The sequence below is a fragment of the Metabacillus litoralis genome (assembly GCF_007994985.1).
GTDB lineage: Bacteria > Bacillota > Bacilli > Bacillales > Bacillaceae > Metabacillus > Metabacillus litoralis.
The window spans coordinates 83202-109687 of the sequence record NZ_VOQF01000014.1; the positions used below are offsets into that span (position 1 = coordinate 83202).

The following is a 26486-nucleotide window of genomic DNA, read 5'->3' on the forward strand; positions in this document are numbered from 1 at the left end:
CGTGATTTAAGATTTTTTTCATATCGTACATATTATTATAAACATAGTGCATACTAAATTTTAAAAAATATTTTTAAAGATGTGTATATAATTCCGGAAATCTGTTCAGACTGATTTCTGAGGTGATGATAGAATGAGAGAGGAAGAAAAGAAACGTACTTCTCAAAACACAAAATTAAATCAATTTTTTAGAAAACGTTGGGTATTTCCGGCAATTTACCTAATGAGTGCAGCAGTAATCTTAACGGCGGTATTATGGTATCAAGGAATTAGCAACGATGTAGCTGAAGATCTTAGACAACAAAATGATCAAGGTGAAGATGTTGCATTAGAACAACCAGAAGCAGTAGAAGTTAATGCTTTAAAAGAAAACTTCGCAATGCCTGCAATTGATCCAGAGCAAGTACAAGTTGTGAAAAAGTTTTATGATGCAAATGCTTCTACTGAAGAACAAGAAGCTGCCCTTGTATTTTACAACAATACGTATAGAATGAACAAAGGTATTGATATTGCAAGAGAAGATCAAAAAGAATTCGATGTTGTAGCATCTTTAAGTGGTACAGTATCAAAAGCTGAAAAAGATCCGATCTTAGGTTATGTTGTTGAAATTGAGCATGAAAATGATGTTGTAACAGTATACCAATCATTAGCTGAAGCGAGTGTACAAGCTGGTGATAAAGTAGAGCAAAATGAACTAATCGGGAAAGCTGGAAAAAATCTTTATAATGAAGAAGATGGCATCCACTTACACTTTGAAGTTCGTCAAAGCGGTAAAGCTGTTAATCCTCTAACATATATGGAAAAGCCGGTAACATCCATTGAAGAGGCTACAAGTGAACAAGCTAAAGAAGAGGAAGCACCAGCAGAAGAAGCTCCAGCAGAAGATTCAGAAACTCCTAAAGAAGGCGTAGAAAAATCTGATGAGAAGTCTCCAGAAACAGACAAAGACGCCCAAAAGGGAGAAACTGAAGGAAGCGAAGATTCTACTCAGCCTGAGGCTTCAACTAATACAACAAATTCGTAATTCGTAATGATATCTTTTATATGAGGTTGAACTCAATTTACTCGAGATCAACCTCAATTTTTTTTGTTGTAAAAGGTAAAGCACAAACAAAGCCAATAGCCCCACCCAAGGTATTCAACAATAAATCATCCACATCAAAAGCTCCTACACGAAACCCGATCTGTAAACACTCAATACATAATGATAATAGAAATGTGAAAATCAAAGTCTTTCCAAAGGTTAGCCTAGGTATAAGGAGGACAATCAGAAACCCAAATGGTAGAAAAGCAATAATATTCCCAACAAATTGATCAGTTAGCGAAAATCCAGAGAAAACTGAAAAATACCCATCTATTGTTTTAAAAGGAATAAGGTTAAAAGCTAAAATTCCTTCAACAGATCTCCGATAGTGTGAGAAAAACAATAAATAAAAGAGGAAACAAAGATAAAACGTAAAGCATAGATATAGTACTAACTTTTTCATTTAAGAACCCTCCCCTTAGTTAAAGTAACAGAAATACCCACATAATAGAAAGTTATTTATTTCCCTAATCAGTTATCGATTTCTGTCGAGCGAAATGTCTATGAAAATATTCCTGAATTTTCTAAAAAGTATTGACCGAACGGTATGTTCAATTCATAATAAAAAAGTAATTACATCAAATGTGTCAAAAAGGTGAACAAATACGCGTAGTAATGGTAACGCTTACAACAAAAAGGAGGGATATTCAATTGTTCATCTTACTAATACTTTGCATAACAGGTTTTAGCCTGTTTATGAGCTTTCGCAAAAAAAAGCCTCAATTCTTACTAATACCAGTTTTATCACTACTACTCTACTTCATAGTGCAAATTGCTCTCGTACCAGCTTCATTTATTGACACATTAAAATTTATTTTTAGTTTATCGTAAAAAATTGTATGCTTTATAACCTTATGGAGGTGGCTTTATGAAAAAGATTGAGAAAAAGGTTGCGGATGCATATTTTAAGGAACGAACACGCAATATTATTATTTATTTACTAATCGGTTTTGTTGCGTCATTTGGAGTGGTGTTGTTTGCCGAGCCTTTAAGTGGAATCACTGTCAATGGCTTTCCATTCCATTATTTCATGGGAGCTCAAGGTGCAATTGTTATCTTTATTCTTTTATTGTTTGTTAATGCAAAGGTTAGTGACAGTATCGATAAAAAATATGGTATTGATGAAATTAAAAATGTTCAGTTAAGTGAAGGTAAATCAGTTGATCATTAATTTATAGGATTAAAATGAATCATCTGTGAGTCAACATCAGCTACCCTAGGGGAGATAGTGGGAAGAGAAATGCTCGAGACAAAAGGGGGATCTTCATGGACGCACAATTTTTAGTATCATTAACGATTATTTTAGTCACATTTGCTCTATATATTGGGATCGCAATTTATAATACAGCAAAACAAACATCAGACTTTTATGTAGCAGGACGCGGTATTCCACCGATCTTTAACGGAATGGCTATCGGAGCTGACTGGATGAGTGCTGCTTCCTTCATTGGTTTAGCAGGAACAATCATGCTATTAGGATATGACGGACTTGCCTATATAATGGGCTGGACTGGAGGATATCTTCTATTAACCTTCCTATTAGCACCACAGCTTCGTAAATATGGACGTTATACGGTGCCAGAATTTATCGGTGATCGCTATAATAGCCATACAGCTCGTGTCATTGCGGCAATTTGTACAATTATTATTAGTTTTACCTATTCAATTGGTCAGCTTTCAGGCTCTGGAGTTGTTATTGGGCGACTTTTTGAAATAGATGCTAAGATTGGTACATTAATAGGTGTTGTACTTATTGCATTTTATTCAGCATTCGGTGGAATGAAAGGGATTACATGGACACAGGTTGCTCAGTATATCATCTTAATTATTGCGTATATCATTCCGGTTATCTTTATGTCTCTTCAAATCACAGGTAATCCAGCACCATGGTTATCCTACGGAAAAATCGTAGAAGAAATGGGTGCACTTGATCGAGAACTAGGAATCTCTGAATATTTTGCTCCGTTTACCAATGGAACAAAATGGCAGTTCCTGGCGCTTATGTTTACCTTAATTGCTGGTACAGCAGGCTTACCACATGTTATTGTTCGTTTTTACACAGTTTCAACAATGAAAGCAGCAAGATGGTCTGGAGCATGGGCATTACTTTTTATCGGACTTTTATATTTATCAGCACCAGCTTATGCTGCGTTTTCACGTTTTATTTTAATGACACAAGTAGCGGGACAAAAGCTATCAGAGCTACCAGCATGGACAGCATCCTGGGTTAATACTGGTAAACTACAAATAGCTGATGCAAATGGTGATGGAATTCTCCAATGGAGCGAGCTTATTATTTCAAATGACATTGTTGTTATGGCAACACCTGAAATTGCCAACTTAGGTTTATTTGTTATTGGTCTAGTAGCAGCAGGTGCGATGGCTGCAGCACTTTCAACTGCAGGTGGCTTAATGATTGCCATTTCATCTTCATTTGCACATGATATTTACTACCGAGTTCTAAAACCAAATGCTTCAGAAAAAAATCGTTTATCTGTTGCTCGTTGGTCGATCGTTGTTGCTACTGTTTTAGCAGGTTTAGTAGCATTAAACCCACCAGGAGCAATCACTCAAATTGTTGCATGGGCATTCGCTCTTGCTTCAGGAACATTCTTCCCAGCATTATTAATCGGAGTATGGTGGAAGCGATCTAATACCTATGGAGTTATCTCCGGAATGTTAGCAGGACTTGGTGTAACACTAGCCTACATCTTCTTAGCTAAATATGGTGGTATTACTATTCTAGGTATAATTGATACAGGAGCAGGAGTATTCGGGGCTACAGCAGCTATTTTAACGAATGTCATTGTTTCTCTGTCAACTAAGCCACCTTCAATTAAAGCTCAAGAGGAAGTATTGAATCTTCGTTATCCTGAGCAAATGACGTATAAAGATGGCGAGGTTTGGATGGATTAAGTTGAATAGTAAATTTAGGACAATTGTGCTTGGTGGCATGATTGTTCTTTTTTGTTGTTAAGCTCTTTAAGTTACATAAAGGCATTGGTAGAAGGGTTAGCGTGTTAGTTGATTTCCGCTCCAGGTTGCTCGCTTTCCGCGGGGTGGGCGGTGAGCCTCCTCAGCGCAAGCGCCTGCGGGGTCTCACCTGTCCCACTGCTCCCGCAGGAGTCTCGCACCTTGCGCTCCAATCAACGATAATTAGATTGTGGTAAAAATTAGTAAAAATAAAACAAGGTAATAAGTATCGAATAGAACCATCAATTTGAAACAGATCTTAGAGAAATGCCCTACCCTACAAAACCTCCTACCACTCTGCCCAAGAAAATAGATTTATTTAGTTATGTTTTCTTACATATTGGAATACCTTTTAATTAGCAATAAATGAAGTTTATAATTTTAACATTTTCTGCATTAGTTTCACTCTTAACTCGACAAATTTCTTGGGAAATAATCTTCTTTCCATATTACCTAAGTGTAAAAATAATTATTTTTTCACAGCAAAACTCAAGGCTTTCCCATTGATAAATGAGGATTTTTTAAAAAAATTTAAATAATGCCTTGTCCCACTTGAGTTTTCTTGCATATATCCTTACCCAAGCTAATAAAATGTTACAAACCTATCAAAGAGAGTGTTTGAGGTGAGGGATCGTGAGTGTAAAATTTAATCGCTGTAATAGAGGCAACATACGATCATCTAAGAGAAATTCAGCCAAAGATACTTGGTATGCGAGTCTCATTTCACACTTCTCACATCCATATTAGGGAGGTCGAGTGGTGTGCACGATTACATCAAAGAACGCACAATCAAGATTGGGAAGTATATCGTGGAGACAAAGAAAACAGTTCGCGTGATTGCGAAGGAATTTGGAGTTTCCAAAAGTACCGTCCATAAAGATTTAACGGAAAGGCTACCTGAAATTAATCCTGATCTTGCCAATGAGGTAAAGGAAATACTTGATTATCATAAATCAATAAGGCATCTTCGTGGTGGTGAAGCAACAAAGCTTAAGTACAAGAAGGACGAGATTTTAGAAGAAGAGCCAGTGAAATAAGCGTCTATCTATAGATTTTTTGTAAATCGATATTTCCCTACATAAACCCGCGAAATTATTTTACAAAATCATACTATTTTTGCGAATTTATGATAAAATATTTAATTAGGTTAAACTATTACGGGAATGAGATATGCAAGGAGGATATAGATAGAATGTTTGCGAGGGATATTGGTATAGATCTAGGTACTGCTAACGTACTGATTCATGTTAAAGGTAAAGGAATTGTATTAAATGAACCATCCGTTGTTGCGTTAGACAAGAATTCCGGAAGAGTTCTTGCTGTAGGTGAAGAAGCAAGACGTATGGTAGGACGTACTCCTGGGAATATTGTTGCAATTCGCCCGTTGAAAGATGGCGTAATTGCTGATTTCGAAGTAACAGAAGCGATGTTAAAGCACTTTATAAATAAGCTAAATGTAAAAGGCCTGTTTTCTAAGCCACGTATGCTTATTTGCTGTCCAACTAATATTACATCTGTTGAACAAAAAGCGATTAAAGAAGCTGCTGAAAAGAGCGGTGGAAAAAACGTTTATCTTGAGGAAGAACCAAAGGTAGCAGCAATTGGTGCCGGAATGGACATCTTCCAACCTTATGGAAATATGGTAGTTGATATTGGCGGTGGAACTACAGATGTCGCAGTGTTATCAATGGGCGATATCGTCACCGCCTCTTCAATTAAAATGGCAGGGGACAAGTTTGACCTGGAAATTTTAAATTATATTAAAAGAGAGTACAAGCTTCTTATCGGTGAGCGTACAGCAGAAGACATTAAGATTAATGTTGCAACTGTATTCCCAGGCGCACGTAATGAAGAAATTAACATTCGTGGACGCGACATGGTAACAGGTTTACCTCGCACAATCACTGTTAACTCAAAAGAAGTGGAATCAGCACTTCGTGAACCAGTTGCTGCGATCGTACAAGCTGCTAGAAGTGTACTAGAACGTACTCCTCCAGAGCTATCTGCTGATATTATAGATCGTGGTGTTATTTTAACAGGTGGTGGTGCCTTGTTGAATGGACTTGATCAATTATTAGCTGAAGAGCTTAAGGTACCAGTACTAGTTGCAGAAGCACCAATGGATTGTGTGGCAATTGGAACAGGAATCATGCTGGATAACATGGATAAATTACCACGTAAGAAATTTGGTTGATTGATTTCTTTACGGATAATTCCTCGAAAATTTAATATATATATGAATTAGAGCTAGGGGAACTTAGCTCTTTTTTGTTTTCCTAAACTTTATGGCTTGAAAATTATATAGTGTATAGTTGATTGGAACTCCAGATTGCTCGCTTTCCATGGGGTCTCACCTGTCCGCTTCTCCCACAGGAGTCTCGCATCTTTCGTTCCAATCAACCTGAATTAGTTTAATTCAAGCAGTAAATACATTAGCTCATCTTAATGGAGTCAAAAAGAACCTATTAAGCAGCCTGAATCTATACTTCATATAGGCTTTGGAGATATTTCATAACAGAAACAATTATGATCCAAGAAAAAAACGGTCCTCTATATAATAGAGTAACCGCTTAGGTATATTTATTACTTCAATGTCATCCAACTACCAACATGATGAACAGAGAATCCATTAAAGCTTGAGTAGTTTCCGTAAGAATTCAGTACAAGCTCTAATTGTGTATTCATTTCATCTTGTCCTTCTTCATAGAAAGTTAAAAATCCATCATTGCCTAAATTCATTGTTTCAACAGCAATGTTCACTTTTTTGTTTAGTGTGTTTGCTAGATTCATTTCATATTTGACTAACTCAATAATACCGTTAGGACCTACAGCTTTATCACGATAAGCCATAATAGATACTTCATCTGTTAAATTAATCGCCCATTTTGCAAGATTCCCTTTACCATGCTTGTTTTTATAGTTCATTTCATCGAACCAAAATGGAATATCAACAGCAAACGATATGTCTAGAGATGCTGCTGTTTTTGAAGCTGCTATTAATGCATTTTGATATTTATTAACTGCTGCTTTGTAGTTTGAAGTCCATAGTGGTGAAAGGTATGGTTCAATATCAAGATGAATGCCTTCAAATTTTTCATTAACATCTGCACCTTGTTGATATGTGGTAACCCAGTTTAAAAAGCTTGTAAAACCTTTTGACGTTGGTCCCCAATTTGGATCACCATCTAAAGCATAAACCTTGATATTCATACTTGCTGCTTCACTAATAAACTCTTTATAATATGTTGCATTTATATTTCGATTAATTTGTAAATAAACATGCTTTACTTGTTTTTCTTCAAGAAACGTAAGTGTTGCTTCACGTTCATGTACGATTTTAACGGTATCCCATAGCCATGTAGAATACTCTGGTAATGTAGAGCTTTCTATTGCATGTACTTTGTTGTTCATTCCAATAACTCCTAATTGACTACCTAAAACAAATAAAGCGATAATGCCACAAATAAAACCTTTTAAGATCTTCATCAATTTTTCTCCCTTCAGCCCGAGGCTCAGAAAGGGAGCCTGGCAGCTTGGCAACCGTACAATGAAATCATTGGTTAGGCCCATAGCTTTGCGTCCTTATCTTTCGACAAGTTTGCCTTTTTCAGTTTATTTTTCTTAAGTATATAGACTTACTATAGAGAATTATATAGGTTATTAGTCCTATAATAGCACTTAAATGGGTGTCTTTTTTTAAGATCTTATCTATGAAAAAAGCCTAAAAAACAATACAAAAGTTGCTCATTTTAAAATTACAATCATTTCCTAAAAAAATGTAATGAGAAAACGGTCCATCTCCTTTATAATGAAGGATAGGGAATTCTGTCGAAAGGAATTCATTGTACGGACTACTAAAAATAAGGTGGGTGCAATAATGTTAAGAGGTTTATATACAGCAACAGCAGGAATGTTAACGCAACAAAGACGTACTGAAATGCTCTCAAACAACATGGCAAATTCTCAAACTCCAGGCTATAAAGCAGATCAAGGCTCTGTGCGTGCGTTTCCAGAGATGCTGCTACAAAGGCTGGATAATAAATCAGTACCTACTGTAAACGGCACAAACTTTGGAGGAATGACACCGATTGGTTCAATTAATACAGGTGTTTATTTACAAGAGCTAAGTAATCAATACATCCAAGGTGGGTTAAAGGAAACGGGTTTAAAATCAGACGTCGCACTAGTTGAAGAAAATGTTCCATTTAACCCTGAAACAAACATTAAAGGAGCATTACTTTTCGCAGTTGAAACAGCTACTGGTGATGAAAGATATACACGAAATGGGAATTTTTCACTAGATAATAATGGAATACTTCTGTCAAACGGAAATATAGTTTTATCAGCAGATGGACAGCCAATTTCTATTCAAACTAGCAATTATGAAATTAACTCAAATGGTGAGGTTTTTAATCTTGACCTTCCAGCAGACGAGCAATTTCTTGGACAAATAGATGTAAGGTATGAAGCGGATGTACGTAATTTAGTTAAAGAAGGTAATGGTTTATATCGTACAGCTGATGAAGGTGTTTTACCAACAGCAATTGGTAATGGAAATATTCAATATAACTTAAGACAAAACTACGTTGAAAATTCAACAGTTGATGTTGGGCGGACTTATACAGATATGATGACGGCTTACCGATCTTTTGAAGCTAACCAAAAAGTATTACAAGCTTATGATAGAAGTATGGACAAGGCCGCAAATGAAATTGGCCGCTTAAGATAATAGGAGGTACAAAATGTTACGTTCAATGATTACAGCGACTAATTCGATGGCACAATTTCAGAAGCAACTTGATAAAATTGGCCATAACTTAGCAAATGTAGATACTCAAGGATTCAAACGAACAGAAACAACTTTTTCTGAGCTGGTGCGTCAGCAGTTTAATACAGATACAAAAGAGCCGGTTAATGAACTTGAAGACAAGCTTATTTTGAATCCTGAGCTAGGGATTATGCAAGGATCGGGCGCAAAATTAAATAGCAATGTTGTTTTCACTCAAGGTAGTGTCAAGCAAACTGGCCGTACACTTGATATTGCTTTAACTGTTCCCAATCAATTTTTACAGATAGATGTAAATGGAGAAATCAATTATACAAGAGATGGTGCTTTATATTTATCTCCAACAAATGACGGTACAAACCGCTTTATGCTGGCAACAGCTAGTGGAAATCGTGTGTTAGACGAAAATCAAGATCCGATTTATCTTAATGATAATTTTAAAGAAATTGTCATCTCAAAAGATGGCACGTTATCGACAGTACCAAATAACGAAACAGAGCTTCCACAAATTTTTGAGCTTGGTATTGTTGGGCTTGATCGTCCACAAATGCTGATTGAAAAAGGAAATAATCTTTATGGCTTAAAAGACCTAGGTAATGTTCCAATCAATGATGTGTTAACTTTTCTTGACGGAGCAGATCGTGCAGTCCAGCAGGGTGCACTTGAAATGTCCAATGTTGATTTAACAAAGGAAATGACCGATTTAATGATCTCACAGCGTTCGTATCAGATGAATGCTAAAACAGTCACACTTGGTGATCAAATGCTGGGATTAATTAATGGTGTTAGATAGGAGTTATGAAGATTGGTTGCAAAAGAAACGACTAAAACATACACTCGAGAAGAATTAAAAAAAGTAAAAAAGACACAAAAGGAAAAAGAGAGCACTAAGGAAAAGAGTTCTCCTAAAATCCGTGTTCGACTTCTGCCAATTTGGTTAAGAGTGCTCCTTATTGTTGTCTTAATGGGTATAAGCGTAATTGCTGGACTTGTTGTCGGCTATGGAGTGATTGGCAACGGAAATCCAGAAGATGCCTTAGATAAATCAACATGGCAGCATATCATTGATTTGGTTGAAAAAAAATAAATACACAGTTATACTTTTTCATAAAGGAAGGTAAGGTAAAATACCTTCCTTTTGTTGTATAAGAAAAAGACCTTAGAGAGTCTAAATAAACCTTAAGGAGTTTATACATATGCTTGATATCCAACAAATTAAAGAAATTATCCCTCATCGTTATCCTTTTCTTTTAGTTGATCGTGTTCTTGAAATTGAAGAAGGTAAAAAAGCAGTAGGCATTAAAAATGTTTCCGCAAATGAAGAGTTTTTCAATGGTCACTTCCCTGATTATCCAGTCATGCCAGGCGTTTTAATTGTTGAAGCCCTTGCACAGGTAGGCGCAGTAGCGATTTTGAAAAAAGAAGAAAATCGTGGGCGCTTAGCATTTTTTGCAGGAATTGATAATTGTCGCTTTAAAAGACAAGTAAAACCTGGTGATCAGCTTCGTTTGGAAGTAGAAATTACACGATTAAGAGGTTCACTTGGAAAAGGAAAAGCCATTGCAACTGTTGACGGTGAAGTAGCGTGTGAAACAGAAATTATGTTTGCGCTAGGTGAGAAAAAAGCTGAAGAATAAACAGAAGAGACAAATTGACCAGCACTAGTAGGTCGTTTGTCTCTTTTTTATATATAAAGGTTTTGTGAATTGAAAACATGTCTATATAAATTGTATCGGCCGTAAGAAATAAATGTGTATGAAATAAATTTGTTTGGGAAACATAAGCAAAGACCATAACAATACTATCAAGGTCAAAATTGAAAGGAGCAATAATTATGAGCAAAAAGTGGTTTTTAACTTTATCAGGTTCTCTACTTGCAGCTATGATCGTAACTGGTTGTGCTGCGGATGATCAAGACCCAGCACCACCAGAAGATACGATGGAGGAAACTCCAGGTGAAGAATTAGAGCAAGAAATGGAAGAAGGCATGAATGAAGGTGAAGACATGCTAGAAGAAGGCGGAGAAAACGTTGAAGAAGGCATGGATGAAACAGGTGACATGCTAGAAGAAGGTGCTGAAAATGTTGAAGAAGGCACTGGCACTGATTTAACAGAAGAAAATGGCGACGTTGATGATGAGGAAAATAACCAATAAGTTTGGGGAGAAAGGCTAACATTTTGTTGGCCTTTTTTGGTATGGGTGTGGTTTTGGGGGACTGTCCCTCAGCGTGCTAAAGGACCATTGAATAGAGAAGTGCTAATTTGTCGAATTTTGAAGAATCGAAGATAAATTCGCATAATCGACGATAAATCTTAAAAATCGTTGATAAATAGTCGGAATCGCCGATAAATCTCAATAATCGACGATAAATTAAAAGTTGGAGGGAAATTCACTAGATTGCGTACAAATTTAAATAAAAATTAGCTATTTTAGTAGTCTCTTAGTGTGTGAATCAAAATTTTTACCTCCATTTCAGTACATTTCCCGTAAAACAAATTAGATTTGGATAATTTTTTAGAAAGAGGAACAAGTTGAGGTCTGACCCCAAGTAGTACGAGCCCAAATCAACTCCTCACTAGAAGAAAGTGCTGAAAATGTGGAAGAAGGCACTGGCACAGACTCAACAGAAGAAAATGGCGACGTTGATGATGAGGAAAATAACCAGTAAGTTTTTTAGGAGAAAGGCTAACATTGTGTTGGTCTTTTTTGGGTTGTGGGGACTGTCCCTCAGCGTGCTAAAGGACCATTGAATAGAGAAGTGCTAATTTGTCGAATTTTGAAGAATCGACGATAAATTAAAAGTTGGAGGGAAATTCACTAGCATTGCGCACAAATTTAAATAAAAGTTAGCTATTTTAGAAGTCTCTTAGTGTGAGAATCAAAATTTCTACCTTCATTTCAATACATTTTCCATAGAAATAACGTAGATTGTAATATTTTACAAGAGAGAAGAACAATTTGGGGTCTGACCCCAAGTCAATTCCCCACTCCCTCATGCATTTTCCAAAAAAAACATACATATTAGAGTTTCTACCCCGAATAGGATGTAAGAGAGTACTTAAAATGCTAGTGCTCATGATCTCAAAAAATCGAGGTGTTAATGGTGAAAAATGTGAATGCTCCGTATGAGCAGCAGCTTACGTATATGAAGACTTATCAACCGTTTCATAGTCGATTTGATCCGTGTCCACCCATTGGTGTGAAGTTTTATTCAACTCCACCTCATTTGTATATGGGGTTTCAACCACCTAACCTACAGCAATATTCTCCGAAGGTTGCGTTAAAAAAGGGAACACTTTGGCCGGCGTTATATGATCCATACAAAAATCCTTATGAAGCAAAAAGGGGGTAGGTAATCTTGAGTGGTAAGCAACTGCCAAATGAGTATTACCAGCTGTTGGGGGAAATTCAGGCAATTGATTTTGTGTTAGTCGAATTAACACTTTACTTAGATACACACCCGAACGATATGCTAGCGCTGCAGCAATTTAATCAAGCTGCTGCACAAAGCAAACAGCTAAAACAGGTTTTTGAATCGAAATTTGGTATGCTGCAGCAATATGGGGGAAGTTTTGCGGATGCGAATTGGTCTTGGGGAACTGCACCTTGGCCTTGGCAAGTATAGAAAAGGGTCGGGAACTATTCCGACCAACTACATATGAGGGGAGATCGATATAAGTGTGGGTATATGAAAAAAAGCTTCAATATCCTGTAAAGGTAAGCACATGTAATCCAACGTTGGCGAAATATTTAATTGAACAATATGGTGGAGCGGATGGTGAGCTTGCGGCTGCTCTACGATACCTCAATCAACGATACACCATCCCAGATAAAGTGGTTGGGTTATTAAATGATATTGGTACAGAGGAATTTGCTCATTTAGAAATGATCGCAACGATGATTTATAAGCTCACAAAAGATGCAACACCAGAACAGCTTAAAGCTGCAGGTCTTGCACCACATTATGTTAATCATGATTCAGCATTGTTTTATCACAATGCAGCGGGTGCACCTTTTACGGCAACATATATTCAAGCGAAAGGTGATCCTATTGCGGATTTATATGAAGATATTGCCGCAGAAGAAAAAGCCAGAGCCACTTATCAATGGATTATCAATATGTCAGATGATCCTGACTTGAATGATAGTTTAGCTTTTTTAAGAGAACGTGAGATTGTCCATTCACAGCGTTTTAGAGAAGCGGTTGAAATTCTGAAGGATGAGCGTGATCGTCAGAAGATTTTTTAACTATTGTGGTCCGGAAAGCATTCCGGGCTTTTCTTTTTTATACAAAAAAAACTACACTCTATACAAGTGCAGTCCCTAATTTCTATAATTTCGTCGTTTCTTTACGTTGATTAATGTTAAGCTTGAATTCCTTCATCAGTGCCTCACCTGTTAAACCCTGATCCATCAATGATTGCAGCAATTCTTCTGGATCGTGAATTGGTTTTGATGTTAATAGGCGACCATCTAGTAAGACGGATATATGATCGTCAAGTGGGACGATTGTTTTAACCCGTGCAAGAATTTGAGCGGGTGTATTTGTTTTTTTAGAAATTGTGACATACACTTTTTCCTTTGTTTCAGCTTCTAGAAGCTTTTGAAAATACGAGTCAAATTTCTTTGGAACGAGTGCTTCAATTAACCAAGAATTTTCTCCATCTTCTCTATTCAAAACAAGACCATCCTCTAAAGGTATTTCTTTTGGACTAACTTCATCCTTGCTAACACCTTCTTGTCCCATCATTAAATTAACAAGCTTAAATGTTTTCATAGCATCACCCTCATTCGCTCATTTTCTTTAGTATAACATATGAAAATGAACAACAAATTACTCTGAAATTTTTATCGATTTTTCAATAATTGTCGTTAGCATATCTTCAATAATTTTGCGATCCTTCGTTTTAACTAGTAATAACTGATTCAAAATCGCAACCATTTTAGGCTGTTTTTTTAAATAATCGATAATATGAGACAATTGTTGCTCTGTATGATAGTTTCCATATACCTCATATAGCAACTCATTTGGTGGTTGATCTCGACCAATTAAATGATCTATGCTCACATGTAAGGCATTACTTAACGAAAGCAAGTAGGTTAAGTCAGGCACTTGTTCACCTGTTTCAAGACGGGTGATAACTGGTCGTGACACATTGATTATTTCAGCAAGTTGCTGCTGTGACCAGCCATTTTTTTCTCGATAGTATTTAAGGTTCATTTGAAATTTTTCTACCTCTCTCATCGAATCAACAAATCCCCTCTTCGTGCTTCTTTTATCGTAATGTAGTGTTATATTTGCTAATGTGCAAATTCAGATCATTCTAACAATTGTTCGAATATTGTACCGTAATAGATAATTCGACCTATATCGAGAAAAAGTGAAATAATTGACGTATGAGTGAGATAAACGACTAATTTACCATTATATTGTCAAATTTAGCCGAATTTTAGATTAACTAAATTTTTAGCTAAAATATGTTATGGAATATAATTACAGTATAAAATTGGAAAAGAGGTCATATGAAATGATTCCTTTTAAACTCAAATCAATTAAATCTGATCAGCATACTTTATCAAAAAGAAGAAACAAAAAAGAAGTGATTTTACGATTAGCAGAGAGAACATTAGCAGATACATTATACTACAATTATAGAATTCTCTTGAATGCTACAGTTGAAATTCAATATGAAACTTTTGATAAAAACAATATCTTGCGTATAACCTTTCAATTAAAACAAAAAAACCTATCCATTACATATTTCGAATGGGATCATCTACAACATCACTTCAAACAAGTACCTCTTGATGATGAAACCTTTTCATCTTACCCGATTCAAAGCATTCTACATAATCTAAACTTCACTGGAGAAAAGCACTTTTCATATGTAATAAACTCACAGCAGCACCTTCCAGATTTCTCAGAAAAGAAACGCTGAAAATAACAGAATTCTGTCGCAAAATAGAATTTGCTAGTAGTAAAAAACGAAATCTTAAGGTAATAATATCATTTCAAAGCAAAATCAGCCCGGATAATTATTTTTTACTCATTTTTCCAATTTCGCAACATCTATTACAATACGAATGTACACGAAAAGAAAGGAGGAATGCAGTGATCAATCAAATTATTTTGGTAGGAAGGCTTACAAAAGACCCTGAAATTCGCTATACAGCAGATGGTGCACCTGTTGCCAATATTACACTTGCTGTCAGTCGTAATTTTAAAAATTCAGCAGGAGAAATTGAAACTGATTTTGTGAACTGTACAGTTTGGAGACGAACAGCAGAAAACACAGCAAATTATTGCCGAAAAGGATCAGTTGTTGGTGTTTCTGGAAGGCTCCAAACAAGAAGCTATGATAATGCGGAAGGAACCAGAGTGTACGTAACAGAAGTAGTGGCTGACTCTGTTCGCTTCATGAGCAGCAAGCCTCGAGAATTAGTTGAACAAGAATAATTTGTAGTATCCTCACAAGTGTCTGTAGCATAAAGAATCAATAGTTTCCCCTAAACTCCTCTTTGCATGTGGCTGGTTATTTATTAAAATAATCAGCCGATTTTTTATTGCAGGATTAAACAATTTTTACAAAAAACTTACAATTTTAACCTAGAAAAAATGATATGATAACACTAATAGGAGGTGAAACAATTGGAAGAGTTATTAAACAAATTTATGAAATCAATTGATAGTAAATTTATGACTATTGAAGAAAAGATTGAATCTCTATCCAATGATATTTCAGAATTGAAGAAAAATATTTCGAATCTTGAAAACAACCAACAACATCTTGCTACAACAAATGAAAACCAATCCTCTGAATTCCGCAACCATTTCATCAAATTAGAAAATACACTAGAACAACAAAGAGAGTCCTTTCATAAAAATATAAACAAGTTAAGTATAGACATAGACTACCTAAGCAGCAAAACAGGTATCCACGACACAAAGCTAAATAATATCGAAAAAAGACTAGAAGTATAAGCCGCACATTCCACAATAAAAAAACGACAGTCAAATGACTGCCGCGCTGCTTTTACTTCTGAACCTTTTTTTCAATTAATTTAACAAGCTTCTCCCATTGTGGTGCTTTTTTTTCTTCCGGTTTCTTCGCTTTTTGCTTTGCCACTATGAAATAACCCCTCTGTTGATATTTTTAACTCATCGATAATGAAAAGAGTTCTTCAAGCTCATCTGATGAAAGCTCTGTGATCCAGTTTTCACTTTGGATGATTTCATCGTTAAGTGATTGCTTTTTTTCGAGCATTTCGTCAATTTTTTCTTCGATTGTTCCTGTTGTGATTAGTTTGTGAACATGAACAAATCGTTCTTGACCGATTCGGTAGGCCCGGTCTGTTGCTTGATTTTCAACGGCAGGATTCCACCAGCGATCATAGTGAATCACATGATTGGCAGCTGTTAAGTTAAGGCCAGTTCCTCCAGCTTTTAGTGAAAGAATTAAGATTGGATATTCTTTGTTTTGGAAAGATTCGACCATACGATCTCGTTCGTTTTTCATCAAACTTCCGTTTAAGAATAATACCTTATCTCCTAGCTCTTTTTCTAGCAAGTTTTTCATCATATCACCCATACCAATGTATTGAGTGAAAATCAGACAGCTTTCCTGCTGCTCGCGGATCGATGTTGTGAGTTCGATCAGCTTTTCGATTTTATGTGAGCGAGTTAATAGCTGTTTTGGCTGCACTTCTTTTAAATAAAGGGCAGGATGATTACAAATTTGCTTGAGCTTTCCTAGCATTTTTAAAATCAGCGCTTTACGCTGCATTCCTGCTAATGAATTAACTTGATCAAATGTATCTTTAACAAGCTGCTCGTAAAGTGAAGCTTGTTCTATTGATAATGGAACATACTCTTTTTGCTCCTGTTTTTCAGGTAGATTTAAGGCAACCTGTTCATCACGCTTTGTTCTTCGAAGTAAAAATGGCTTAATATAACGCTGAAGCTGTTCAATTTGCTCAAGATCTCGATCCTTTTCAATTGGAAGCACATAGCGCTTATGAAAGCTATGTAAGCTGCCTAAATATCCGTGATTTAAAAAGTCATAAATCGACCATAGCTCTGTTAAGCGGTTTTCCATCGGTGTTCCTGTTAATGCTATATGATGCTGACCACGAAGCTTTCGGATTGCGCGAGACTGCTTTGTGTGGGCATTTTTTATATTTTGTGCTTCATCAAGACAAACCGTACTCCAGGTAATGTTCGACATTTCATCAAAATCAGCATGTGATAAACCATATGACGTTAACACAACATCATAATCTGCGATCGAGGAATCAAACTTTTCAGCCTTCGCTCGATTTGCTCCATAATGAAGCTTTACGCTTAAATGTGGCGCAAACTTTTCAAATTCCTTCTGCCAGTTTCCAAGCACAGATGTTGGAGCAATAATTAGTGATGGTGTTTTAGGCTTTTCTTTTTCCTTCACATAAGAAAAATAAGCGATCATCTGTATCGTTTTCCCTAATCCCATATCATCTGCTAAACAAGCACCAAACGATACACTTCGTAAAAATAACAGCCAATCAACACCATTTTGCTGATAAGGACGTAGTGTTCCAAGAAAATCCTTTGGAATTTCATGTGATGGCAGCTCACTTGTATCAGATAGCTTACGGAGCATGCCTTTCATTTGTTGATTTAGCTCAATTTGAATATTAGCAAATGCTCGTGCATCTAGAACTTCGTTTTGATCTTCATCAATGTCTTTTGCGTTAAGCTCTTGATGTAATATATCTGATAAATGCAAGCCTTCGCGATCGGCTTTTTTCAAAATCGCTTGAACCTGCTTAATGAAAGCTGGATCTAACTTAATCCACTGACCTCTAAAATTCACAAGGCGACGCTGCTGTGAAACAAGCTGAGTAAATTCTTCTTCACTCATTTCCACACCATTTGTCGCAAATCGCCAGTTAAAATCAATAAGAGAGTTCATCCCAACAAAAGACTGTCCTCGTGGTGAAGACGACACCTTTGCTTTTAGCATAAGCTGTGATTCTTTCACAACCTGCCACCAAGAAGGAAGCAGAATTTCAATGCCCATATTAATTAGGGTTTCACTAGCTTCTGTTAAAAATAACCACGCTTGATCTTCCGTAATATAGGTTGTGCCAGTTTGAAAGCTTAGCCATGGTACAACATTTGCAAACCGGTCTTGTTCACGTTCAATTTTATCAGTGAAGGGACGCCATTTCTTCGGAAGATTCTCTGTACCTTGAAAGTGGAAAATTTCATCTTCGTTTTCCTTACTTCGAAGTAGGATCTCAAGCTGCCAATCCTCACCATCTAATTCTGGTTCATTTAAACGTAATCCAACGGTAAATGGCGTATCATCTTTATGCCAGCCGATTTTCTCAAGAAAGTCTGTTTCATCAATAAAATGACCACGATAACTTGTTAACACAGGATACGCGTTTACGATATCAAGCCAAGCATCATGAAGGATTGTATCATTTTCAATCAGATCATTCATACTAGCTGAAAACCATTCTAGCGCAAAACCACTTAATTCACCTTTAGCATCTTTAAAGCGGGTAACACCTTGCTTCCAGCCTTCGAAATTAGGCAAATAGTCACCATTGCTAATCGTTTCATAGATGATGTGAGCATCATTAGCTAATTTTTCTGTATCCTCAGAAAAAGAGATAGTCGCAAGTGAATTGTAGGTTTCTTTTCCAAGCAGCTCAACCATCATCCAGGGTGTTAGCTGAACAGCGGGGATGCCGATATAACTAATATCCTCTAGCTTTGTTCCGAAAAAAGATGATTCATGCCATGTGAAAAGGTAGCGTTTAAATTCATCAATTCCAAGCGGTGTATCATCATGTGTTGATGTACAGTAGACATAAAAATGATTGTTCTCGATTTTTTCAGCATGAACAATGATGTTGACTGTATTAATCATGAATCAGCTTCCCTTTCTTTAACTCTTCTTTAAAAGCACGTAATCGCTTATGCTCTATTGCCAGCTGGTTAATATAATTTTCCCATACTTCCTCACGCTTGAGCTTTTTGTATTGTGCTTTAATTCGTTTTAAATACCGAACAGCCATTTTATAATTTTCTCGCGTTTTCAGCGCAATTTGATCTTGAACAGATTTTACATAAAGCGGAACAAGAATACCTGGCTCACTTTTCTCAATTTCTTTTAAAAGGTAGGAATCCATTTCATCAATTGTAAAGCCAAGTAATGTTTGCAGTTCAACCCAGGTTTTATACTGCTGCTTATCTAGTAATAAATCATGATATTCTGCATATGTTAAAGGCAGCATTTTACGACAGGCCTTTTCATATAGCTGATCTTCTTTTGTAGCCGATGCATATTGTTGAATTAGCTTCATCATATAACGCACCGTATAACGTTTTTCCTCAAAAGGAATCGAGCTATTTATGTATTCTGTTGCATTATTTAGCATATAAGAAACCCAACCTGAAAGTCGTTTCCAGTTTTTCTTTTTCATAATATCTTCAACCCATTTAAAGGTTAAAGGCAGGGCAGTAGCGGACACGCTTTCAAGAGAATGGAAAATATCTTCATCACGTGATTGAAGGAAATCCATATGCATTAACGCAATCTCAATTTCAACAGCATAAGATTCATTGGTCTTTTCCATTTGCTCTAATTCTTCCTCAAGCCACTCACGCTCAATGGAGATAAACTTATCGCGACGTAAAAGCTCGATCCATAATAATTGATATAAACTCGTTCGTTCATATTGATAATGCTTACTCGTGAATAGCAGCTCTCTAAAGCGTTCCACACTATCAACTAAAAGCGGATCAAGTGCAAACGGCAAAGCGTAGCGCTTCATTTCTGCAATGGCATTTTGAACATTATCAATCAGCTGATCAAGATATGGGAAGATAATATGCTGTAACATATAGTCAGTTGGCTTCGTCTCATTAATAAGCTGTAGAATTTTTAAAAATACCGTAACAGAAGCCTGCACAATAAAAAATTGCTTCATCTCAGGAGACTTTGGCGCCTTTTTTTTCAAATTAGAATAATAATGAAGAAATAAGCTTTGAAACAGCTGATTTTGTGATGGTACATTTTCAAGCCATTCATCATACTCACGATTGAAAAAAGCAATCCAGCTTGCAAGAGAGGAGTCTTCATAATCTTTGTCAGGCTTCAAAAATGTGCTAGCTTTCCGAACGTTTCTAAGCACATCATCTATTGACTTTTCTTCCTTCCAAAGGTCAACAAATGTACCGACTCTGTCTACACTTGCATATACATAAAGGAAAGTAGCGATGCGATGTCGACATATCCCTTCATAAGGACATGTGCACGTGCTCATCACAATATCATCTAAATCAAGCTCAACCTGGACACTTGTAACATCCTGTACCTTTGCTGAAACAGTATGAGTCGTCGTGTTCACATTATAAATACTGCCTTGACGAAATAAAATAAGCCCCTTTTTTATTAAATTTCGATCCTCTTCATTATGAGGAGACAGCAGCTGTTTCAATTGTTCACCGGCACCAAGCACAAGTTCCTTACTAATTTCTCGACCAAGCATATGTAATGGACCCCTTTCATACATGCCAAACGTCTTGAAAAGTGTAAATAGCTCCAAGACAAAATATATGTAAAAAATATAATATAATTTAAAAATCCTAATTTCTTCATTATAACTCAAAAAGCCTTCATCAAAAAGGTTTCGTACAAGATTGAATCGGGGACATAAAAAGAAAGCTACTTTCGAACATTGTATTGTTGGAAAATGTACACAAGTACCAATTATTAACATCTTGCAAGCTTGTCAGAATACAAGTATAATAGTCCCATATTGTCTGAAAATGTAAACCGGAAAGGATATTTGTGGAATATGAAAGAAAATCAGCTGAAACAAGAAGAGCTGCTACAAATTCTCTTAAGCGCGTATGATAAAGGCGAAAGAACGAATGACGTTACTACGATAGAATTTGTTGAAGACCTTGTTACACAATTGAAGAAAATATATGCATCTTAAAAACTGAGCGCCTTTGGCGCTCAGTTTTTTTGATTGTTTTGGGGTCAGTCCCTCGGCGCTTTAACGGGAGAAAGAAACAATGATTTGATCATTGCTTTGATAAATTTTAGGGCTATTTTAGCAGTTTTTTAGCAGAGTTTAATCTCTTTGAATAAACAACAGCTATTAAACTTCTAATTCTTAATAAAAGGACTCCATTCATCAGCTTACTTGATCAAAAATTTAGGTCACATTAAAATTTATCGTCGATTTCGACGATTTATCAACTATTTTCAGGATTTATCAACGATTATTTGATTTTATCAGCGATTTTCAGAAATTATCATCGATTCTTCAAAATTCGACAAAATAAAGATCCAGAGGTCTTTAATGCTTTATCAAGCTGAGGGACAGTCCCCTCTTTTAGAGAAATAAACCCAACCACTCGAAATATGTCTAGTATTGTCGAAAACATGTTTTTATTTTCAAAGTTAACATACAATTGCATTAATAGGTCTTTATGACTAATATCATTCAATATAATTACTAAAGTATTAATCTCAACTAATCACAACAATAGAAAAGGGAGAATTCAGATGCCGTATGTATTTTTTTTACTAACATTTCTTGCACTAATAGCATTGTTAATAGGGTTGATTAAACCAAGTATTGTGATTCGCTGGGGTGATCGAGAGAAGAAATCGAGGAAAAAGGTACTGACTTGGTATGGTTTGTCCTCACTGATTTTATTTATTGGATTTATTATCACAATTCCAGAGCTCACTCCTGAACAAAAAGCACAAAGAGCAGAGGAATTAATGGCTTCGGCTCAAGCTGAATTGGAGAACAAGAATTTCGATGAAGCTAAAGATTACCTAGAGGATGCATTAAGCTATGTTCCAGAATTAGAGGGTGCTTCTAGCTTGATGGCTGAAATTGAGAAGTTACAAGCAGATGAAAAAGAAAAACTGAAGGCAGAAAAAAAGGCAAAGAAGCAAGAGGAAATTCAACAACTATTAAAGACTGCAAATCAGCTTATAGAGGAAAAGAAGTACGATGACGCAAAAGAAAAATTGGAAGAAGCATTAGCACTTGATTCTAACTTAAAAGAAGCAACTGCCTTATTATCACAAGTTGAGGAAAACAAAGTATTAGAGAAAGAACAAGCATCTGCTGAAAAAGAGGCCAAATCCAAGGAAGAGGCTAAAAAGCTAACCGCAAAAGCGGAAAAGCTGATTTCAGAACATAAATATGATGAAGCTAAGAAACAACTTGAAAAAGCACAGAAAGTTTATGCAAAAGATGAGGATAGCCAAAAGCTTTTAAGTAGTATCGATGAATTGAAGTCAGATTATGAAAAAGAAATAAAGGAACAAGCTCAAGCAAGTAAAAAGAAGAAAAATAAAGACAAGGCACTTGCTTTAGTGAAGAAAGCTGAAGAATATATTGATGAACATAATTATGCTAAGGCCCTTGCAAAGGTAGAAGAAGCATTAGATTTGTCACCAGGACTAGAAGAAGCAAAGTACTGGGCGCAGCAAATTGAAGTCATGGAAGTAGCATGGGAAAATGAACAGCGTAATCAGGAAAAAGCGCAGCAAGCGTCCAAAAATACCGACTATATACAAGTGGATGACCCAGTGTATACAGAATTAGGACTAACATTTACAAATCTTAAAGCGAAAAAAGAATCGTTTCTAGGCTATGAAACAACAGTGATTACCTTTCAAGTAACAAATCAAGGAGAGGACCCTTTTGAAATTACTAACGGTGCTTTTATGCTTAAAAAGAATAATGGAAATTCAATTTGGCCTGTAGATGGAACAATTAGTACAGATGGTGGAGATTTTATTTCGGTTGGGATCATGCCAGGAGATACAGTTCAGGTAGAAGAAGTGTATGAACTTCCTGATGAAACTCTAGCGGGCTATGATTTACTGCTGCCACTAACAAATGGGGAATCGATTTATCTTTATTATTTCTATTAAAATACTAAACCATCAAGGAGGACATCATGCTATCATTTTTGCTGCTACTAGCATTACTAGCTTTTATCTTATTAATCATAGGTGTTATTAAACCAAAGTGGATCGTACTTTGGAAGAAAAAGGACGAAAGAACTAGAAAAACGGTATTGATTTATTTTGGAAACATATTATTATGGTCTTTAGTTTTTGCGTTAGGCTTTATGATTAGTTGGATTTTCTTCTTCATGATTTTGGTTATTATTCTCGGAATCTATATAATTATTTCTTTTTTTATAGGAATGGCTGTGCCTACGAAGGTTTTTTTGATAGGAGATAGAACTAGAAAAAGAATTTTAATACAATATTCTGTACTTTTTGTACTATTCCTTTCACTTCTTATTGTTGTGGCGATAAATCTACCAGATGAGATTGATGAGCGAATTCCTAGTGCAACATATGAGGGTGAGTATTCAAATGGGTTCATGCATGGGCAGGGTAGATCATTTAACAATTCTTCCTATTATGAAGGTGATTGGATCAATGGTGAAAGAAATGGCCAAGGAGTGGAGCTTCAGGATATGGGTCTGATTTCTATTAAATATGATGGAGAATGGAAGGATGATCTAGAAAATGGTCAGGGAATTATGACCATTAAATTCTTGTGGGTTGAGATGAAATACGAAGGAGAATTGAAAGACGGTAATAGAGAGGGATACGGAAAGTTTATTGACCGGGCTGGAAACATATATGAAGGTGAATGGCTAAATGATGCCCCTAACGGTAAAGGTAAATCGACATTAACAAACGGTGACACATACGAAGGTGAATTCAAAGATTGGCAACGACAAGGATACGGTAAAGCTGTTTTAAATGACGGAGAAGTGTTGGAAGGAAATTGGGTTGAGGATGAGTTGGTAGAGTAAATAAAGGGAAAAAAAGGTGCCTGACCCTCAGCGCTTTAAAGCGCTGAGGGTCAGGCACCTTTTCTTCTTTATATGCAGATAATGCTTTATCAACGAATCTGCTAATGTAAATTTGATTCTTCAAAAGTAGAATTATAAGGACTTTAACTCTCTACCAATCTGAGGGACAGTCCCCAAAATAACACCCTCAAAAAAGCAGGAATCCCTCAAGCTATGTCGAAACATAATAACTGACAAAAATATAATCGAAAGGTGTGTCATAATGTCCAGACAACACAGGCCATGGTATAAAGGTGCAATTTATCATACATTTTCAAGAGGAAATCGAAGAGGTGATCTATTCTTAGATGATGCCGACCGGCAAAAGTACTTTAGTCTCCTACTAGAAACCCGCAAGCTGTATCCCTATACCCTCCACTCTTATTGCCTCATGACAAACCACACTCACTTACTCATCGAAACAGATCAACATCACATCGGATTAATCATGAAAAACATCAATTTCCGTTACGCCATTTACTTTAACAAAAAGTACAACTTAGAAGGACATGTGTTCCAAGGTAGATACGGATCAGCACTTATAGAAAGTGCAGCAAAATTCTTAAACACCACTCGTTATATTCACTTGAATCCAGTAGAAGCCAACATCACTAAAAACCCCGAGGATTATAAGTGGAGTAGTTACAACTCCTACATCACAAACACACCAAACGAACTTATCTCAAAGAACAAAACACTCTCACTTTTTATGAAACCAAAAATTGAAAATCTTAAGAAGTTTACTATTGAAAAGGAGTAATTGCTTGTCTGTCCCTCACCCTATTAACGCAATGAGGGACAGGCAAATCTCAGTTTTTCCATTCCCACCAATTTTCATTGGGCATTACCATGAAAAACCTGTAAAATATGTTGAAGGAGGTGAAAGCAGTGGAGGAAAAAATAAACCGTATTGAAGAAATGCTAGCAACTCTGATCCAAAAGGTAGGGAAAATCCATGAAGATCAAGTAGCTATGAGAGAAGAACAGACGTTGATGAAGCTAGAACAAACATCAATGAAACACGATATCTCATCAATGAAAAAAGAACAGACATTAATGAAACAAGAACAAACATTAATGAAACAAGAACAAACAAGTCTCCGAGAAGAAATGGCGCTCATGCGTGCTGAAAATGAAAAGAGTCACCAAGAAATTATCGGCAAATTGGACTCACTTGCCGCTGATCATGAACATACATGGGAAAAAACTGTTCGCAATGAACGAGAAATTGCGAAAGTGAAACATCAATTTGATTTGTAAAGGACCTTCACAAATTTCCTTCTAGATATTTCCTTCTCAGAACCTATAAACTACAGATATGACATTAACCACAATCTACGTTATATACTAAAAAATTCACCATAAGAAGTGCATTCTAATTAACTCGAAGGATGTACTTTTTTGTGCTCTAATGGGAGAATAAAGAGAAAAAAACAATTGATCTATACAGGTAATAGTGTCTAATTAAAGCAATGAAAGCTAAGAGATCCTTAAAACAGCAAACCCATCCCTAAACTTTCCGAATTTTGATCATAGGTGCGAATTATTTCAAGCTTAATTTTACTGCTTTACCAAACTGAGGGACAGTCCCCCTCCTTCGTCCCCCTCCTTCCTCCTTTTGACCTACACCCCAACTTGATTCTCAAAACATCGAAGTTATTCTACAATTCTTTTATAAAGCTAAACTCTACTTATAATATAAAACAATGGATGCTTCACTCAACTGGGGGACAGACCCCACCAAGACCCCACCAAGACCCCACCAAGCCAACATCAAGTACGCTTTACTCTAATGGGGGACAGACCCCCCACCCCATATCTAAATTATCCAAGAATAACACATAGAAAAATAGTCATTCACATGGGAGTATTTGTGATTGTAAGTAGGTGGCTTATCCATTAGTATTAGGTGGTAATAATGGCTCATTTTGAAATAATTTGTCATATATTAGCATCGTTTGTTTGATCTTCAACGGAGGTTTCTTAAAAATAGATTATTGGGGTATAAAATATGAACATTTTGATCACAGGTGGTTATGGATTTATTGGCTCCTTTGTGGCAGAGAGGTTTTATAAAGAAAATCACTCGATTTTTATTATTGATAATTTAACAACTGGAAGAAAAGAGAATGTTAACTTTCGGCATAAGTCACTGATCATGGACATCGAGGATGAACAGTGTGAAAAGTTTTTTAAGGCCCACAGTATAGATGTTGTGATTCATTGTGCGGCACAAACGCATGTGAAGCGATCAATCGATGAACCTGTCACTGATTCATCCACAAATATTCTCGGACTAATTAATATGTTGAATTTGTCAAAAATACATGGTGTAAAGAAGTTTGTTTTTTGTTCAACTGCAGCAGTTTATGGAGATAATCAGAATTTACCATTACAAGAAGAAGAGAAAGGAAACCCAATCTCTCCTTATGGCTTAAACAAATTAACAGGCGAGCAGTATTGTCAAAAATGGGATGAGCTGTATGGTGTTTCTTCATTAATTTATCGTTTTTCTAATGTGTATGGACCTAGGCAGCATTTGAGCGAGGAAAGTAGTGTTATCGCTTTATTTACCAATTTATTACTTCGAAAAGAACCCATCACCATTCATGGTGATGGGGAACAAACACGAGATTTTATTTATGTAAGCGATGTGGCCGAAGCGATTTTTCGTGGAGTTCGTAGTGAATTGAGTGGCATCTATAATTTGTCAACTGGTACGGAAGTGAGTATTAAT

The 26486-nt window shown here is 36.2% G+C and carries 28 protein-coding genes and 1 riboswitch; of the genes, 22 read left to right on the forward strand and 6 right to left on the reverse strand.

Annotated features, from left to right (window positions below; genetic code table 11):
* Positions 1 to 133 precede the first annotated feature (133 nt).
* Positions 134 to 1024 (forward strand): stage II sporulation protein SpoIIQ, encoded by an 891-nt coding sequence (gene spoIIQ / locus FS935_RS19065; RefSeq protein WP_146950242.1) that lies wholly within the window; start codon positions 134 to 136, stop codon positions 1022 to 1024.
* Between the two features lie 37 nt (positions 1025 to 1061).
* Here spoIIQ and FS935_RS19070 read toward each other — a convergent pair whose 3' ends face one another.
* On the reverse strand, positions 1062 to 1487 hold the full coding sequence (locus tag FS935_RS19070) for a VanZ family protein (protein WP_146950243.1): 426 nt from the start codon (positions 1485 to 1487) through the stop codon (positions 1062 to 1064).
* A 465-nt stretch (positions 1488 to 1952) separates the two neighbouring features.
* On the opposite strand from FS935_RS19070, the gene FS935_RS19080 reads away from it, so the two are divergent.
* From FS935_RS19080 to FS935_RS19095, 4 genes are all read left to right on the forward strand, one after another.
* Entirely contained in the window at positions 1953 to 2255 is a 303-nt protein-coding gene (locus FS935_RS19080) for a DUF4212 domain-containing protein (RefSeq protein ID WP_146950245.1), read from the forward strand.
* Positions 2256 to 2350: 95 nt separating this feature from the next.
* Positions 2351 to 4000, forward strand: a complete 1650-nt coding sequence (locus FS935_RS19085) for a sodium:solute symporter family protein (RefSeq protein ID WP_146950246.1) — start codon at positions 2351 to 2353, stop codon at positions 3998 to 4000.
* An 818-nt stretch (positions 4001 to 4818) separates the two neighbouring features.
* Entirely contained in the window at positions 4819 to 5094 is a 276-nt protein-coding gene (gene spoIIID, locus FS935_RS19090) for a sporulation transcriptional regulator SpoIIID (protein WP_026563140.1), read from the forward strand.
* 155 nt (positions 5095 to 5249) lie between these two features.
* Positions 5250 to 6251 (forward strand): rod shape-determining protein, encoded by a 1002-nt coding sequence (locus FS935_RS19095; RefSeq protein ID WP_146950247.1) that lies wholly within the window; start codon positions 5250 to 5252, stop codon positions 6249 to 6251.
* Positions 6252 to 6640: 389 nt separating this feature from the next.
* Here FS935_RS19095 and FS935_RS19100 read toward each other — a convergent pair whose 3' ends face one another.
* A complete protein-coding gene (locus tag FS935_RS19100) occupies positions 6641 to 7543 on the reverse strand; it encodes an amidase (RefSeq protein ID WP_146950248.1) in 903 nt (300 codons plus the stop codon).
* A gap of 38 nt (positions 7544 to 7581) precedes the next feature.
* A riboswitch (cyclic di-GMP riboswitch) is annotated at positions 7582 to 7670 on the reverse strand.
* Between the two features lie 264 nt (positions 7671 to 7934).
* Here FS935_RS19100 and FS935_RS19105 point away from each other — a divergent pair.
* The 8 genes from FS935_RS19105 to cotJC all read left to right on the forward strand — a co-directional run bounded on the left by FS935_RS19105 (position 7935) and on the right by cotJC (position 13092).
* Positions 7935 to 8786 (forward strand): flagellar hook-basal body protein, encoded by an 852-nt coding sequence (locus FS935_RS19105; protein ID WP_146950249.1) that lies wholly within the window; start codon positions 7935 to 7937, stop codon positions 8784 to 8786.
* Positions 8787 to 8799: 13 nt separating this feature from the next.
* Positions 8800 to 9636, forward strand: a complete 837-nt coding sequence (locus FS935_RS19110; protein WP_146950250.1) for a flagellar hook-basal body protein — start codon at positions 8800 to 8802, stop codon at positions 9634 to 9636.
* A gap of 12 nt (positions 9637 to 9648) precedes the next feature.
* Positions 9649 to 9930: a DNA-directed RNA polymerase subunit beta gene (locus tag FS935_RS19115; RefSeq protein ID WP_146950251.1), complete on the forward strand. Its 282-nt coding sequence runs from the start codon at positions 9649 to 9651 to the stop codon at positions 9928 to 9930.
* 109 nt (positions 9931 to 10039) lie between these two features.
* Positions 10040 to 10480: a 3-hydroxyacyl-ACP dehydratase FabZ gene (gene fabZ, locus FS935_RS19120; RefSeq protein WP_146950252.1), complete on the forward strand. Its 441-nt coding sequence runs from the start codon at positions 10040 to 10042 to the stop codon at positions 10478 to 10480.
* A 197-nt stretch (positions 10481 to 10677) separates the two neighbouring features.
* Positions 10678 to 10998 carry a hypothetical protein gene (locus FS935_RS19125; protein ID WP_146950253.1) on the forward strand — a complete coding sequence of 107 codons (321 nt, stop codon included), beginning with the start codon at positions 10678 to 10680 and terminating at the stop codon, positions 10996 to 10998.
* 991 nt (positions 10999 to 11989) lie between these two features.
* On the forward strand, positions 11990 to 12196 hold the full coding sequence (locus tag FS935_RS19130; protein ID WP_146950269.1) for a spore coat associated protein CotJA: 207 nt from the start codon (positions 11990 to 11992) through the stop codon (positions 12194 to 12196).
* Between the two features lie 6 nt (positions 12197 to 12202).
* Positions 12203 to 12469 (forward strand): spore coat protein CotJB, encoded by a 267-nt coding sequence (locus tag FS935_RS19135; RefSeq protein WP_439116678.1) that lies wholly within the window; start codon positions 12203 to 12205, stop codon positions 12467 to 12469.
* Between the two features lie 53 nt (positions 12470 to 12522).
* The gene (gene cotJC / locus FS935_RS19140; RefSeq protein ID WP_146950255.1) at positions 12523 to 13092 is read left to right on the forward strand and encodes a spore coat protein CotJC; all 570 of its coding nucleotides are present in this window, start codon (positions 12523 to 12525) and stop codon (positions 13090 to 13092) included.
* An 82-nt stretch (positions 13093 to 13174) separates the two neighbouring features.
* On the opposite strand, the gene FS935_RS19145 is transcribed toward cotJC, so the two are convergent.
* Complete coding sequence (locus FS935_RS19145; protein ID WP_146950256.1) at positions 13175 to 13621, reverse strand: YwpF family protein; 447 nt, start codon at positions 13619 to 13621, stop codon at positions 13175 to 13177.
* Between the two features lie 57 nt (positions 13622 to 13678).
* Positions 13679 to 14089 (reverse strand): helix-turn-helix domain-containing protein, encoded by a 411-nt coding sequence (locus FS935_RS19150; protein ID WP_146950257.1) that lies wholly within the window; start codon positions 14087 to 14089, stop codon positions 13679 to 13681.
* A 283-nt stretch (positions 14090 to 14372) separates the two neighbouring features.
* Between FS935_RS19150 and FS935_RS19155 the strand changes: the two genes are divergently transcribed.
* The 3 genes from FS935_RS19155 to FS935_RS19165 all read left to right on the forward strand — a co-directional run bounded on the left by FS935_RS19155 (position 14373) and on the right by FS935_RS19165 (position 15826).
* Positions 14373 to 14783 (forward strand): hypothetical protein, encoded by a 411-nt coding sequence (locus FS935_RS19155; protein ID WP_146950258.1) that lies wholly within the window; start codon positions 14373 to 14375, stop codon positions 14781 to 14783.
* A 173-nt stretch (positions 14784 to 14956) separates the two neighbouring features.
* The gene (locus FS935_RS19160; protein ID WP_146950259.1) at positions 14957 to 15301 is read left to right on the forward strand and encodes a single-stranded DNA-binding protein; all 345 of its coding nucleotides are present in this window, start codon (positions 14957 to 14959) and stop codon (positions 15299 to 15301) included.
* Between the two features lie 192 nt (positions 15302 to 15493).
* Positions 15494 to 15826: a hypothetical protein gene (locus FS935_RS19165; RefSeq protein WP_158638658.1), complete on the forward strand. Its 333-nt coding sequence runs from the start codon at positions 15494 to 15496 to the stop codon at positions 15824 to 15826.
* A 172-nt stretch (positions 15827 to 15998) separates the two neighbouring features.
* Here FS935_RS19165 and FS935_RS19170 read toward each other — a convergent pair whose 3' ends face one another.
* Together FS935_RS19170 and FS935_RS19175 are read right to left on the reverse strand one after the other, a co-directional pair.
* Positions 15999 to 18764, reverse strand: coding sequence for a DEAD/DEAH box helicase (locus tag FS935_RS19170; RefSeq protein ID WP_146950261.1), 2766 nt, complete (start codon positions 18762 to 18764; stop codon positions 15999 to 16001).
* Positions 18757 to 20388 carry an SWIM zinc finger family protein gene (locus tag FS935_RS19175; RefSeq protein WP_158638659.1) on the reverse strand — a complete coding sequence of 544 codons (1632 nt, stop codon included), beginning with the start codon at positions 20386 to 20388 and terminating at the stop codon, positions 18757 to 18759. The genes FS935_RS19170 and FS935_RS19175 overlap by 8 nt, the downstream gene beginning before the upstream one ends.
* A gap of 309 nt (positions 20389 to 20697) precedes the next feature.
* On the opposite strand from FS935_RS19175, the gene FS935_RS23490 reads away from it, so the two are divergent.
* The 6 genes from FS935_RS23490 to FS935_RS19200 all read left to right on the forward strand — a co-directional run.
* Complete coding sequence (locus FS935_RS23490) at positions 20698 to 20841, forward strand: YwzD family small protein (RefSeq protein WP_500684374.1); 144 nt, start codon at positions 20698 to 20700, stop codon at positions 20839 to 20841.
* Between the two features lie 575 nt (positions 20842 to 21416).
* Positions 21417 to 22808, forward strand: coding sequence for a hypothetical protein (locus FS935_RS19180; RefSeq protein ID WP_146950263.1), 1392 nt, complete (start codon positions 21417 to 21419; stop codon positions 22806 to 22808).
* A 26-nt stretch (positions 22809 to 22834) separates the two neighbouring features.
* The gene (locus tag FS935_RS19185) at positions 22835 to 23710 is read left to right on the forward strand and encodes an MORN repeat-containing protein (RefSeq protein WP_146950264.1); all 876 of its coding nucleotides are present in this window, start codon (positions 22835 to 22837) and stop codon (positions 23708 to 23710) included.
* A gap of 262 nt (positions 23711 to 23972) precedes the next feature.
* The gene (locus FS935_RS19190; RefSeq protein WP_146950265.1) at positions 23973 to 24509 is read left to right on the forward strand and encodes a transposase; all 537 of its coding nucleotides are present in this window, start codon (positions 23973 to 23975) and stop codon (positions 24507 to 24509) included.
* A 128-nt stretch (positions 24510 to 24637) separates the two neighbouring features.
* Positions 24638 to 25009 carry a hypothetical protein gene (locus tag FS935_RS19195; RefSeq protein WP_146950266.1) on the forward strand — a complete coding sequence of 124 codons (372 nt, stop codon included), beginning with the start codon at positions 24638 to 24640 and terminating at the stop codon, positions 25007 to 25009.
* A 751-nt stretch (positions 25010 to 25760) separates the two neighbouring features.
* Positions 25761 to 26486, forward strand: a 726-nt coding sequence (locus tag FS935_RS19200) for an NAD-dependent epimerase/dehydratase family protein (RefSeq protein WP_146950267.1), incomplete at its 3' end; no start/stop codon positions are given.

What these genes read in the sequence shown, in the direction of transcription:
- spoIIQ (WP_146950242.1), top strand. Translation starts at nt 134, where the DNA reads ATGAGAGAGGAAGAAAAGAAACGTACTTCTCAAAACACAAAATTAAAT.
- FS935_RS19070 (WP_146950243.1), bottom strand. Translation starts at nt 1,487, where the DNA reads ATGAAAAAGTTAGTACTATATCTATGCTTTACGTTTTATCTTTGTTTC.
- FS935_RS19080 (WP_146950245.1), top strand. Translation starts at nt 1,953, where the DNA reads ATGAAAAAGATTGAGAAAAAGGTTGCGGATGCATATTTTAAGGAACGA.
- FS935_RS19085 (WP_146950246.1), top strand. Translation starts at nt 2,351, where the DNA reads ATGGACGCACAATTTTTAGTATCATTAACGATTATTTTAGTCACATTT.
- FS935_RS19095 (WP_146950247.1), top strand. Translation starts at nt 5,250, where the DNA reads ATGTTTGCGAGGGATATTGGTATAGATCTAGGTACTGCTAACGTACTG.
- FS935_RS19100 (WP_146950248.1), bottom strand. Translation starts at nt 7,543, where the DNA reads ATGAAGATCTTAAAAGGTTTTATTTGTGGCATTATCGCTTTATTTGTT.
- FS935_RS19105 (WP_146950249.1), top strand. Translation starts at nt 7,935, where the DNA reads ATGTTAAGAGGTTTATATACAGCAACAGCAGGAATGTTAACGCAACAA.
- FS935_RS19110 (WP_146950250.1), top strand. Translation starts at nt 8,800, where the DNA reads ATGTTACGTTCAATGATTACAGCGACTAATTCGATGGCACAATTTCAG.
- fabZ (WP_146950252.1), top strand. Translation starts at nt 10,040, where the DNA reads ATGCTTGATATCCAACAAATTAAAGAAATTATCCCTCATCGTTATCCT.
- FS935_RS19125 (WP_146950253.1), top strand. Translation starts at nt 10,678, where the DNA reads ATGAGCAAAAAGTGGTTTTTAACTTTATCAGGTTCTCTACTTGCAGCT.
- FS935_RS19130 (WP_146950269.1), top strand. Translation starts at nt 11,990, where the DNA reads ATGAAGACTTATCAACCGTTTCATAGTCGATTTGATCCGTGTCCACCC.
- FS935_RS19145 (WP_146950256.1), bottom strand. Translation starts at nt 13,621, where the DNA reads ATGAAAACATTTAAGCTTGTTAATTTAATGATGGGACAAGAAGGTGTT.
- FS935_RS19150 (WP_146950257.1), bottom strand. Translation starts at nt 14,089, where the DNA reads ATGAGAGAGGTAGAAAAATTTCAAATGAACCTTAAATACTATCGAGAA.
- FS935_RS19155 (WP_146950258.1), top strand. Translation starts at nt 14,373, where the DNA reads ATGATTCCTTTTAAACTCAAATCAATTAAATCTGATCAGCATACTTTA.
- FS935_RS19170 (WP_146950261.1), bottom strand. Translation starts at nt 18,764, where the DNA reads ATGATTAATACAGTCAACATCATTGTTCATGCTGAAAAAATCGAGAAC.
- FS935_RS19175 (WP_158638659.1), bottom strand. Translation starts at nt 20,388, where the DNA reads ATGCTTGGTCGAGAAATTAGTAAGGAACTTGTGCTTGGTGCCGGTGAA.
- FS935_RS23490 (WP_500684374.1), top strand. Translation starts at nt 20,698, where the DNA reads ATGAAAGAAAATCAGCTGAAACAAGAAGAGCTGCTACAAATTCTCTTA.
- FS935_RS19180 (WP_146950263.1), top strand. Translation starts at nt 21,417, where the DNA reads ATGCCGTATGTATTTTTTTTACTAACATTTCTTGCACTAATAGCATTG.
- FS935_RS19185 (WP_146950264.1), top strand. Translation starts at nt 22,835, where the DNA reads ATGCTATCATTTTTGCTGCTACTAGCATTACTAGCTTTTATCTTATTA.
- FS935_RS19190 (WP_146950265.1), top strand. Translation starts at nt 23,973, where the DNA reads ATGTCCAGACAACACAGGCCATGGTATAAAGGTGCAATTTATCATACA.